17 protein-coding genes and 1 pseudogene are annotated in these 9,327 nt (G+C 67.4%); all 18 read right to left on the reverse strand.

Annotated features, from left to right (window positions below; translation table 11 throughout):
* Positions 1–31 precede the first annotated feature (31 nt).
* The 18 genes and pseudogenes from secY to rplB all read right to left on the reverse strand — a co-directional run bounded on the left by secY (position 32) and on the right by rplB (position 9,286).
* Positions 32–1,348, reverse strand: coding sequence for a preprotein translocase subunit SecY (secY, locus tag VGN18_RS20950; RefSeq protein WP_327541673.1), 1,317 nt, complete (start codon positions 1,346–1,348; stop codon positions 32–34).
* A gap of 238 nt (positions 1,349–1,586) precedes the next feature.
* On the reverse strand, positions 1,587–2,030 hold the full coding sequence (gene rplO / locus VGN18_RS20955) for a 50S ribosomal protein L15 (RefSeq protein WP_327541674.1): 444 nt from the start codon (positions 2,028–2,030) through the stop codon (positions 1,587–1,589).
* A 2-nt stretch (positions 2,031–2,032) separates the two neighbouring features.
* Positions 2,033–2,215, reverse strand: coding sequence for a 50S ribosomal protein L30 (gene rpmD, locus VGN18_RS20960; RefSeq protein ID WP_327541675.1), 183 nt, complete (start codon positions 2,213–2,215; stop codon positions 2,033–2,035).
* 7 nt (positions 2,216–2,222) lie between these two features.
* Positions 2,223–2,858: a 30S ribosomal protein S5 gene (gene rpsE, locus VGN18_RS20965; RefSeq protein WP_327541676.1), complete on the reverse strand. Its 636-nt coding sequence runs from the start codon at positions 2,856–2,858 to the stop codon at positions 2,223–2,225.
* Positions 2,859–2,890: 32 nt separating this feature from the next.
* A complete protein-coding gene (gene rplR / locus VGN18_RS20970) occupies positions 2,891–3,280 on the reverse strand; it encodes a 50S ribosomal protein L18 (protein ID WP_327541677.1) in 390 nt (129 codons plus the stop codon).
* Positions 3,280–3,819, reverse strand: coding sequence for a 50S ribosomal protein L6 (gene rplF, locus VGN18_RS20975; protein WP_327541678.1), 540 nt, complete (start codon positions 3,817–3,819; stop codon positions 3,280–3,282). Before rplF ends, rplR begins: the two co-directional genes overlap by 1 nt.
* A 13-nt stretch (positions 3,820–3,832) precedes the next feature.
* Complete coding sequence (gene rpsH / locus VGN18_RS20980; RefSeq protein WP_327541679.1) at positions 3,833–4,240, reverse strand: 30S ribosomal protein S8; 408 nt, start codon at positions 4,238–4,240, stop codon at positions 3,833–3,835.
* A gap of 54 nt (positions 4,241–4,294) precedes the next feature.
* The gene (locus VGN18_RS20985) at positions 4,295–4,480 is read right to left on the reverse strand and encodes a type Z 30S ribosomal protein S14 (protein ID WP_327541680.1); all 186 of its coding nucleotides are present in this window, start codon (positions 4,478–4,480) and stop codon (positions 4,295–4,297) included.
* On the reverse strand, positions 4,480–5,049 hold the full coding sequence (gene rplE, locus VGN18_RS20990; protein ID WP_327541681.1) for a 50S ribosomal protein L5: 570 nt from the start codon (positions 5,047–5,049) through the stop codon (positions 4,480–4,482). Before rplE ends, VGN18_RS20985 begins: the two co-directional genes overlap by 1 nt.
* Positions 5,046–5,366 (reverse strand): 50S ribosomal protein L24, encoded by a 321-nt coding sequence (gene rplX, locus VGN18_RS20995; RefSeq protein ID WP_327541682.1) that lies wholly within the window; start codon positions 5,364–5,366, stop codon positions 5,046–5,048. Before rplX ends, rplE begins: the two co-directional genes overlap by 4 nt.
* Positions 5,366–5,734, reverse strand: coding sequence for a 50S ribosomal protein L14 (gene rplN, locus VGN18_RS21000; protein ID WP_327541683.1), 369 nt, complete (start codon positions 5,732–5,734; stop codon positions 5,366–5,368). Before rplN ends, rplX begins: the two co-directional genes overlap by 1 nt.
* A gap of 75 nt (positions 5,735–5,809) precedes the next feature.
* Entirely contained in the window at positions 5,810–6,097 is a 288-nt protein-coding gene (gene rpsQ / locus VGN18_RS21005) for a 30S ribosomal protein S17 (RefSeq protein ID WP_327541684.1), read from the reverse strand.
* Complete coding sequence (rpmC, locus tag VGN18_RS21010) at positions 6,094–6,324, reverse strand: 50S ribosomal protein L29 (RefSeq protein WP_327541685.1); 231 nt, start codon at positions 6,322–6,324, stop codon at positions 6,094–6,096. The genes rpsQ and rpmC overlap by 4 nt, the downstream gene beginning before the upstream one ends.
* Positions 6,324–6,743, reverse strand: a complete 420-nt coding sequence (gene rplP, locus VGN18_RS21015; RefSeq protein ID WP_327541686.1) for a 50S ribosomal protein L16 — start codon at positions 6,741–6,743, stop codon at positions 6,324–6,326. Before rplP ends, rpmC begins: the two co-directional genes overlap by 1 nt.
* Before the next feature lie 180 nt (positions 6,744–6,923).
* A pseudogene (rpsC, locus tag VGN18_RS21020) lies at positions 6,924–7,751 on the reverse strand (30S ribosomal protein S3); the annotation flags it as partial.
* The gene (gene rplV, locus VGN18_RS21025) at positions 7,751–8,140 is read right to left on the reverse strand and encodes a 50S ribosomal protein L22 (RefSeq protein ID WP_327541687.1); all 390 of its coding nucleotides are present in this window, start codon (positions 8,138–8,140) and stop codon (positions 7,751–7,753) included. The pseudogene rpsC and the gene rplV, both read right to left, overlap by 1 nt.
* Positions 8,141–8,159: 19 nt before the next feature.
* Positions 8,160–8,441, reverse strand: a complete 282-nt coding sequence (rpsS, locus tag VGN18_RS21030) for a 30S ribosomal protein S19 (RefSeq protein WP_327541688.1) — start codon at positions 8,439–8,441, stop codon at positions 8,160–8,162.
* Positions 8,442–8,452: 11 nt separating this feature from the next.
* Positions 8,453–9,286 (reverse strand): 50S ribosomal protein L2, encoded by an 834-nt coding sequence (gene rplB / locus VGN18_RS21035; RefSeq protein ID WP_327541689.1) that lies wholly within the window; start codon positions 9,284–9,286, stop codon positions 8,453–8,455.
* Positions 9,287–9,327 lie beyond the last annotated feature (41 nt).

Genomic DNA, 9,327 nt, shown 5'->3' on the forward strand with positions numbered 1-9,327 from the left:
GTCGCGGACACCACTGCGTGTGCGGTCGGGCTCAGCGCAGGAACCCTTCGTAGTTGCGCTGCATGAGCTGGCTCTCGATCTGCTTCACGGTGTCCAGACCCACGCCGACCATGATCAGCACTGCGGTGCCGCCGAACGGGAAGTTCTGGTTGTTGCCGCTGGTGATGTTGAAGAAGAAGTTCGGCAGTACGGCGACGATACCGAGGTAGATGGAACCCGGCAGCGTGATCCTGGACAACACGAACTGGAGGTACTCCGCCGTCGGGCGACCGGGACGGATGCCCGGGATGAAGCCGCCGTAGCGCTTCATGTCGTCGGCCCGCTCGACCGGGTCGAAGGTGATGCCGACGTAGAAGTAGGCGAAGAAGATGATGAGCAGGAAGTAGACCGAGAGGTAGGACCACGACTGCTGGTCCAGCAGGTAGGTCTGCACCCACTTGGCGAAGCCGGTGGAGTTGTTGTTGCTCACCAGCTGGCTGATCAGCTGCGGTATGTAGAGCAGCGACGAGGCGAAGATGACCGGGATGACGCCGGCCTGGTTCACCTTCAGCGGCAGGTAGGTCGACGTGCCGCCGTACTGCCGGCGTCCGACCATGCGTTTGGCGTACTGGACCGGGATGCGGCGCTGCGCCTGCTCGACGAACACCACGGCCACGATGATCGCGAGGCCCAGCAGCACGATGAGGATGAACACGAACACGCCCGCGTTCTGCAGGATGACGTGACCCTCGTTCGGGATGCGCGCGGCGATCGAGGTGAACATCAACACGCTCATGCCGTTGCCGACGCCGCGGTCGGTGACCAGCTCGCCGAGCCACATGATGACGGCCGTGCCGGCGGTCATGATGATGACCATCGTGCCGAGGGTGTAGAGGTCCTGGTGGTACAGGATCGACTGGCAGGCGCTCGACGAGCCCTGGAAGAGCTGTCCGGAGCGGGCCAGGGCGATGAAGCCGGTGGACTGCAGGATGGCCAGGCCGATGGTGAGGTACCGGCTGTACTGGGTCAGCTTCTGCTGGCCCGCCTGGCCTTCCTTCTTCAACTGTTCGAAGCGCGGGATGACGACCACGAGCAGCTGGATGATGATGCTGGCCGTGATGTAGGGCATGATGCCCAACGCGAAGACGGACAGGCGCAGCAGCGCGCCGCCGGAGAACAGGTTGATCAGCGAATAGATGTTCTTGCTGCTCTGCGACGCCCCGGCGAGGCAGTCGTTGATCGCCACCGTGTTCGTGTTCGGCGTCGGGATCGACGCGCCGAGCCGGTACAGCGCCAGCATGGCCAGGGTGAAGAGCAGCTTCTTTCGCAGGTCGGGCGTCCTAAACGCCGATGCGAACGCGCTGAGCACGGGTCCGGTCCTCCTGCCGCGAAGCTGTTAGAAGAAAGCGAGTGCACGACCGATCGGACGTACGCGCCGGGAGGTGATCTCCACGACCCGGCGACCGGTCGGCCCAGGCTAACAGTCGCCCGGATCCGCACCTGCTGAGAGTGACTCTATGGGACAAAAAGGTCCGCGCACCGGGTTCAAGGAGACGGACCGGGTGACGGTCCGCAACCGGTAAGAACCCGGTGCGCGGGAAGTGCACTTACAGGGCGGTGGCCGACCCACCGGCTGCGGTGATCTTCTCCCGAGCGGAGTCGGAGAAGGCGTGCGCGGTGATGTCGAGCTTCACGCCGAGGTCGCCGTTGCCGAGGACCTTGACCCGCTCGCCCTTGCGGACGGCGCCGGCGGCGACGAGCTCGTCGACCCCGACCGTGCCCCCCTGGGGGAACAGCGCGGCCAGCGACGCGACGTTGACGACCTGGTACTCGACCCGGAAGCGGTTCTTGAAGCCCTTGAGCTTCGGCATCCGCATGTGGATCGGCATCTGGCCGCCCTCGAACGCGGCGGGCACCTGGTAACGGGCCTTGGTGCCCTTGGTGCCACGGCCGGCCGTCTTGCCCTTCGAGCCCTCACCACGACCCACGCGGGTCTTCTTGGTGTGCGAGCCCGGGGCGGGCTTGAGGTGGTGAACCTTGAGATTCGTCATGACTACTCGACCTCCTCGACCGTCACCAGGTGCGTGACGGTCTTGACCATGCCGCGGATCTCCGGGCGGTCTTCCTTGACGACGGTGTCGTGCATCCGCTTCAGGCCCAGCGTGCGGAGAGTCTCACGCTGGTTCTGCTTGTAGCCGATGCCCGACTTCGTCTGGGTGATCTTCAGGCGTGCCATTGGAAGGTCAGCTCCCCTGCCCGGCACGGGCGCGCAGCATGCCGGCCGGAGCGACGTCCTCGAGGGGCAGGCCGCGGCGGGCCGCAACCTCCTCGGGACGCACGAGCTCCTTCAGGGCAGCCACGGTGGCGTGCACGATGTTGATCGGGTTGTCCGAGCCGAGCGACTTCGACAGGACGTCGTGGATGCCGGCGCACTCGAGGACGGCGCGCACCGGGCCACCGGCGATGACGCCGGTACCGGGGCTGGCCGGCTTGAGCAGCACGACTCCGGCCGCCTTCTCGCCCTGCACCGGGTGCGGGATGGTCTGCTGGATCCGCGGGACCTTGAAGAAGTTCTTCTTGGCCTCCTCGACGCCCTTGGCGATGGCAGCCGGAACTTCCTTGGCCTTGCCGTAGCCGACGCCCACGGTGCCGTCGCCGTCGCCCACGACCACGAGGGCCGTGAAGCTGAAGCGACGACCGCCCTTGACCACCTTCGCGACGCGGTTGATCGTCACGACGCGCTCGAGGTGCGGGCTCTTCTCGCGGGTGTCCTGGCCGCCCCGGCCACCGTCGCGGCGGTCGCGACGCTCGCCGCGCTCGCCCCCACGGTCATTGCCGCCGGTGCCGCCCGTTCGGGCTCCGCGCTGCGGTCCGGGCATCAGATGTTCCCCTCAGTTGCGTTGCTCATTGCTCAGAACTCCAGTCCGGCTTCGCGGGCCGCGTCAGCGAAGGCCGCGATCCGGCCGGTGTAGGTGTTGCCACCGCGGTCGAAGACGACCTTGGTGACGCCGGCCGCCTTGGCGGCCTCGGCCACCGTCGTGCCCAGCTGGCGGGCCTGCGCGGTCTTGTCGCCGTCGGTCAGCTTGAACGTCGAGCCCGACGCGAGGGTCGTGCCCGTCGCGTCGTCGACGACCTGGACGAACAGGTGGCGCGACGAGCGCGACACGACCAGGCGCGGACGCTCGGCCGAGCCGACGACCTTCTTGCGCAGCCGGAAGTGGCGACGCGACTTGCCCACCCGACGGGCGGCCGAGATTCCGGCCGAACGACGGGCCTGCTTGGCGATGGTTGATGCGCCCATTACTTCTTACCTGCCTTACCGGCCTTGCGACGGATGACCTCGCCGGCGTAGCGCACGCCCTTGCCCTTGTACGGGTCGGGCTTGCGCAGCTTGCGGATCTTGGCGGCCACCTCGCCGACCTTCTGCTTGTCGATGCCCGACACGGAGAACCGCGTGGGCGTCTCGACGGCGAAGGTGATGCCCTCGGGGGCCGGGACCGGCACCGGGTGCGAGAAGCCGAGCGCGAACTCGAGGTCGCTGCCCTTGGCGACGACGCGGTAACCCGTGCCGACGATCTCGAGCTTCTTGGTGTAGCCCTCGGTGACCCCGACGACCATGTTCGCGATCAGGGTGCGGGACAGGCCGTGCAGCGACTTCGAGACCCGCTCCTCGTCCGGACGGGCGAGGGTGATCGTGCCGCTGTCGTGGCTGACCGTGATGGGCTCGGCCACGACGTGCGTCAGGCTGCCCTTGGGGCCCTTGACGGTCACGGTCTGGCCGGCGATGTCGACGTCGACGCCCGAGGGGACGGCGACCGGAAGCTTTCCGATTCTGCTCACTGGTCTCCTCCTCTCACCAGACGTAGGCGAGAACTTCTCCGCCTACTCCGCGCTTGGCTGCCTGACGGTCGGTCAGCAGGCCGTTGGACGTCGAGATGATCGCGGTGCCGAGGCCACCCAGCACGCGCGGCAGGCCCGTGGACTTCGCGTAGACGCGCAGCCCGGGCTTGGACACGCGGCGGACACCGGCGATGCTGCGCTCGCGGTTCGGGCCGTACTTGAGCTCGATGCTCAGCACGCGGCCCACCTGGCCCTCGGGGGCGTCGCCGATCTTGAAGCCGGCGATGTAACCCTCCTGCTTGAGGATCTCGGCGATGTGGCCCTTGAGCTTCGAGTGCGGCATCACGACGGTGTCGTGGAAGGCCGTGTTCGCGTTGCGCAGACGGGTCAACATGTCTGCGATCGGGTCGGTCATTGTCATGAAATCAACTACTTTCTCGCCCCGGTTCCCGGTCGGGCCTGTGGCGAAGAGGGTTTACCAGGACGACTTGGTGACGCCTGGCAGTTCGCCCGCGTGAGCCATCTCGCGGAAGCAGATGCGGCACAGGCCGAACTTGCGGTAGACGGCCTGCGAACGGCCGCAGCGCTGGCAGCGCGTGTAGCCACGCACCGCGAACTTCTGCTTGCCGGCAGCCTTCATCTTCAGAGCGGTCTTGGCCATCAGCTGTTCTCCTTGAAGGGGAAGCCGAGCGCCTTGAGCAGCGCGCGGCCCTCGTCGTCGTTGGCCGCGGACGTCACGACGGTGATGTCCATACCGCGCGGACGGTCGATCGAGTCGGGGTCGATCTCGTGGAACATCGACTGCTCGGTCAGGCCGAACGTGTAGTTGCCGTTGCCGTCGAACTGACGGTCGGACAGGCCGCGGAAGTCACGGATGCGGGGCAGCGCGAGCGACAGCAGCCGGTCGAGGAACTCCCACATCCGGTCGCCGCGCAGGGTGACCTTCGCGCCGATCGGCATGCCCTCGCGCAGCTTGAACTGCGCGATGGACTTGCGGGCCTTCTGCACGAGCGGCTTCTGGCCGGTGATCAGCGTGAGGTCGCGGACCGCGCCGTCCATCAGCTTGCTGTCCTTGGCGGCCTGGCCGACACCCATGTTGACCACGATCTTGACCAGACCGGGCACCTGCATCGGGTTGCCGAAGGAGAACTGCTCGGACAGCGCCGGCACGATCTCCTCGCGGTATCGGGCCTTGAGCCGCGGGGTGGGCGTCTCGGTGGTCGCCGTCATGACAGGTCCTTTCCGGAGCGCCGCGAGACGCGCACGTTGCGGCCGCTCTCCTCGTCACGCCGGTAGCCGACGCGAGTGGCCTTGCCCTCGCCGTCGATCACCATGACGTTGCTGGCGCTGATCGGCGCCTCGATGTGCTCGATGCCGCCGGACTTGGCGCCGCGTGCGGTGGTGCCGACGCGGGTGTGCTTCGTGACCCGGTTGACGCCCTCGACAACGACCTTGTTCGTCTCGGGGTCGGCCGCGATGACCTTGCCCTTGACGCCGCGGTCCTTGCCGGCGATGACGACGACCTCGTCGCCCCTCTTTACCTTCATCACAGAACCTCGGGTGCGAGAGAAATGATCTTCATGAAACGCTTGTCGCGCAGCTCGCGGCCGACCGGGCCGAAGATGCGGGTCCCGCGGGGCTCACCGTCTGCCTTGATGAGCACGGCCGCGTTCTCGTCGAAGCGGATGTAGCTGCCATCGGGGCGGCGGCGCTCCTTGACCGTGCGCACGATGACCGCCTTGACGACGTCGCCCTTCTTGACGCCGGCGCCGGGCAGCGCGTCCTTGACGGTGGCGACGATGATGTCGCCGATCCCGGCGTAACGACGCCCGGAGCCGCCCATTACCCGGATGCACAAGATTTCCTTGGCCCCGGTGTTGTCGGCGACCCGAAGTCGCGACTCCTGCTGAATCACTGCTTACTCCTAGAACTCACTAGAGCGCCGCTGCTGCCATCCGGCCACACGACCGGCGACAACCCAGATCGATACTTACTTGGCCCGCTCGAGAACCTCGACCACACGCCAGCGCTTCGTGGCCGACTGCGGGCGGGTCTCCATGATCAGAACGCGGTCGCCCACGCCGATCTGGTTGGTCTCGTCGTGCACCTTGAGCTTGGTGGTGCGACGCATGACCTTGCCGTACAGCGGGTGCTTGACGCGGTCCTCGACCTCGACAACCACCGTCTTCTCCATCTTGTCGCTCACGACCAGGCCCTCGCGGACCTTGCGGAACGTCTCGCGGCCGGCCTTCGCCGTCACGTCCGTTGACTCGCTCATGCGGTAACACCTTCACTCGGGGCGACGGACAGCCCGAGCTCACGCTCGCGCAGGACCGTGTAGATCCGCGCGATGTCGTGTTTCACGGTGCGCAGTCGCCGGTTGTTGTCCAGCTGCCCGGTCGCCATCTGGAAGCGCAGGTTGAACAGCTCTTCCTTGGACTCGCGCAGTCGCGTCTCGAGCTCGTCGTCGTGCAGCTCGCGCAGCTCACTGGTAGTGGCAGCCATCAGAAATCACTCACTTCCCGCGTCACGATGCGGCACTTCATCGGCAGCTTGTGGATCGCCCGGGTCAGCGCCTCGCGGGCGACGACCTCGTTCGGGAACGAGAGCTCGAAGAGCACCCGGCCCGGCTTGACGTTCGCGATCCACCACTCCGGCGACCCCTTACCGGAACCCATGCGGGTCTCGGCGGGCTTCTTGGTCAGCGGACGGTCGGGGTAGATGTTGATCCACACCTTGCCGCCACGACGGATGCGTCGGTTGATCGCGATACGCGCCGACTCGATCTGCCGGTTGGTCACGTACGCCGGCTCCAGGGCCTGGATGCCGTACTCACCGAAGGACACCTGGGTACCACCACTCGCCATGCCGCGGCGGGTGGGGTGGTGCTGCTTGCGGTGCTTGACTCTGCGTGGGATGAGCATGACTCAGCTCTCCGTGCTCTCGGTGGGCTCGGCCGCCGGCGCGGCGTCGGTCGACGCCTCGGTGGTGGCCGGCGCCTCGGTGGTGGCCGGAGCCTCGATGGTGGCCGGAGCCTCGGTGGTGACCTCGGCCGGAGCGTCGGTCGCGACCTCGGCCGCGGCAGCGGCCTCGGTGGTGATCGGCGACTCCTGCAGGTCGGGCTCGACCGCCGCGGGCTCGGTGGCCGGCGCCTCGCCGGACGCCGCGCGTCCCGCATCGGTGCTGACACCCGTGGTGCCCTGCGAACCGGAGCGGCGCGGGCGCGCGGCCCCGCCGGCCGGACGGTCACGACGCTGGCGCAGCGCCTCGGCAGCGGCGGCGGCCTCGCGCTCGGCGCGCGAACCGGTCGGCACCTCGCCCTTGTAGATCCAGACCTTCACGCCGATGCGGCCGAACGTCGTGCGGGCCTCGTAGAAGCCGTAGTCGATGTTCGCGCGCAGCGTGTGCAGCGGGACGCGTCCCTCGCGGTAGAACTCCGAGCGCGACATCTCGGCGCCACCGAGGCGGCCCGAGCACTGCACGCGGATGCCCTTGACGCCCTGGCTCTTCAGCGTCGACTGCATGCTCTTGCGCATCGCGCGGCGGAAGCTCACGCGGTTGCTGAGCTGCTCGGCCACACCCTGCGCCACCAGCTGGGCGTCGGCCTCGGGGTTCTTGACCTCGAGGATGTTCAGCTGGACCTGCTTGCCGGTGAGCTTCTCGAGCTCGCCGCGGATGCGGTCGGCCTCGGCGCCGCGGCGGCCGATGACGATGCCCGGGCGGGCCGTGTGGATGTCCACGCGGACGCGGTCACGGGTGCGCTCGATCTCGACCTTCGCGATACCCGCGCGCTCCATGCCCTTGGACATGAGCCGGCGGATGGCGACGTCTTCCTTCACGTACTCCGCGTACTGCTTGTCGGCGAACCAACGACTCTTCCAGTCGGTGCTGATGCCGAGACGGAACCCGTTGGGATTGACTTTCTGACCCATCAGCGAGTCCGTCCCTTCTGCTTGCTGGTCGTGTCGATGCTCTCGACCTCGATCGTGATGTGGCTGGTGCGCTTGCGGATGCGGTAGGCGCGACCCTGGGCCCGCGGCCGGAACCGCTTCATCGTCGGGCCCTCGTCGACGAACGCCCGCGAGATGACGAGCGACTCGGGGTCGAGCGAGAAGTTGTGCTCCGCGTTGGCGATCGCGCTGGCGAGGACCTTGGCGATCGGCTCGCTCGCGGCCTGCGGCGCGAACTTCAGCATCGCCAGCGCCTCGGCGGCCGGCATGTCACGGATGAGGTCGATGACGCGACGCGCCTTCATCGGCGTGACGCGGACATGCGACGCCTTCGCGAAGGCCGTGCGCACCTCGGTGTCTGGTGAACTCATGTCTCTATCCCGTTCCCGCTCAGCCCCGCCGGGCGCGGCGGTCGTCCTTGATGTGGCCCTTGAACGTCCGGGTCGGCGCGAACTCGCCCAGCTTGTGACCGACCATGCCCTCGGTGACGAACACCGGGACGTGCTTGCGGCCGTCGTGCACGGCGATCGTGTGCCCGAGCATGTCGGGGATGATCGTCGAGCGACGCGACCAGGTCTTGATCACGTTCTTGCTGCCCTTGTCATTGGCGACGTCCACCTTCTTGAGCAGGTGGTCGTCGACGAACGGGCCCTTCTTCAAACTGCGTGGCATTACTCAGCCCCTCAACGCTTCTTGTTCGTACGACGACGGCGGACGATCAGCTGGTCGCTGGCCTTGCGGCGACGCGTGCGGCCCTCGGGCTTGCCGTTCGGGTTCACCGGGTGGCGACCACCGGACGTCTTGCCCTCGCCACCACCGTGCGGGTGGTCGACCGGGTTCATGGCAACACCACGGACGGTCGGGCGCTTGCCCTTCCAGCGCATGCGGCCGGCCTTACCCCAGTTGGTGTTGCTCTGCTCGGCGTTGCCGACCTCGCCGACGGTTGCCCGGCAGCGCACGTCGACGTTGCGGATCTCACCGGACGGCATGCGCAGTTGCGCGAAAGCGCCTTCCTTGGCCACGAGCTGAACACTGGTGCCGGCCGAGCGGGCGATCTTCGCCCCGCCACCGGGCCGAAGCTCAATCGCGTGGACGACGGTGCCGACCGGGATGTTGCGCAGCGGCAGCGTGTTACCGGGCTTGATGTCACTGCTCGGACCAGCCTCGACGACATCGCCCTGCTGGAGCCGGGCCGGCGCGATGATGTAGCGCTTCTCGCCGTCGGCGTAGTGCAGCAGTGCGATGCGGGCGGTGCGGTTCGGGTCGTATTCGATGTGCGCGACCTTGGCCGGCACGCCGTCCTTGTCGTCACGACGGAAGTCGATGAGCCGGTAGGCGCGCTTGTGACCGCCACCTTGGTGGCGCACCGTGACCCGGCCGTGCACGTTGCGACCACCCTTGGAATGCAGCGGCCGCACCAGCGACTTCTCCGGCACCGTACGAGTGATCTCGACGAAGTCGGCGACGCTCGAGCCACGACGGCCCGGCGTAGTCGGCTTGTATTTGCGGATTCCCATTGGACTCGTCTTCTCCCTCAGGCGCCGAACACGTCGATGCG

The organism is Jatrophihabitans sp. (assembly GCF_036000465.1).
Lineage (GTDB): Bacteria > Actinomycetota > Actinomycetes > Mycobacteriales > Jatrophihabitantaceae > Jatrophihabitans.

What these genes read in the sequence shown, in the direction of transcription:
- rplO (WP_327541674.1), bottom strand. Translation starts at nt 2,030, where the DNA reads ATGACGAATCTCAAGGTTCACCACCTCAAGCCCGCCCCGGGCTCGCAC.
- rpmD (WP_327541675.1), bottom strand. Translation starts at nt 2,215, where the DNA reads ATGGCACGCCTGAAGATCACCCAGACGAAGTCGGGCATCGGCTACAAG.
- rpsE (WP_327541676.1), bottom strand. Translation starts at nt 2,858, where the DNA reads ATGCCCGGACCGCAGCGCGGAGCCCGAACGGGCGGCACCGGCGGCAAT.
- rplR (WP_327541677.1), bottom strand. Translation starts at nt 3,280, where the DNA reads ATGGGCGCATCAACCATCGCCAAGCAGGCCCGTCGTTCGGCCGGAATC.
- rpsH (WP_327541679.1), bottom strand. Translation starts at nt 4,240, where the DNA reads ATGACAATGACCGACCCGATCGCAGACATGTTGACCCGTCTGCGCAAC.
- VGN18_RS20985 (WP_327541680.1), bottom strand. Translation starts at nt 4,480, where the DNA reads ATGGCCAAGACCGCTCTGAAGATGAAGGCTGCCGGCAAGCAGAAGTTC.
- rplE (WP_327541681.1), bottom strand. Translation starts at nt 5,049, where the DNA reads ATGACGGCGACCACCGAGACGCCCACCCCGCGGCTCAAGGCCCGATAC.
- rplX (WP_327541682.1), bottom strand. Translation starts at nt 5,366, where the DNA reads ATGAAGGTAAAGAGGGGCGACGAGGTCGTCGTCATCGCCGGCAAGGAC.
- rpsQ (WP_327541684.1), bottom strand. Translation starts at nt 6,097, where the DNA reads ATGAGCGAGTCAACGGACGTGACGGCGAAGGCCGGCCGCGAGACGTTC.
- rpmC (WP_327541685.1), bottom strand. Translation starts at nt 6,324, where the DNA reads ATGGCTGCCACTACCAGTGAGCTGCGCGAGCTGCACGACGACGAGCTC.
- rplP (WP_327541686.1), bottom strand. Translation starts at nt 6,743, where the DNA reads ATGCTCATCCCACGCAGAGTCAAGCACCGCAAGCAGCACCACCCCACC.
- rplV (WP_327541687.1), bottom strand. Translation starts at nt 8,140, where the DNA reads ATGAGTTCACCAGACACCGAGGTGCGCACGGCCTTCGCGAAGGCGTCG.
- rpsS (WP_327541688.1), bottom strand. Translation starts at nt 8,441, where the DNA reads ATGCCACGCAGTTTGAAGAAGGGCCCGTTCGTCGACGACCACCTGCTC.
- rplB (WP_327541689.1), bottom strand. Translation starts at nt 9,286, where the DNA reads ATGGGAATCCGCAAATACAAGCCGACTACGCCGGGCCGTCGTGGCTCG.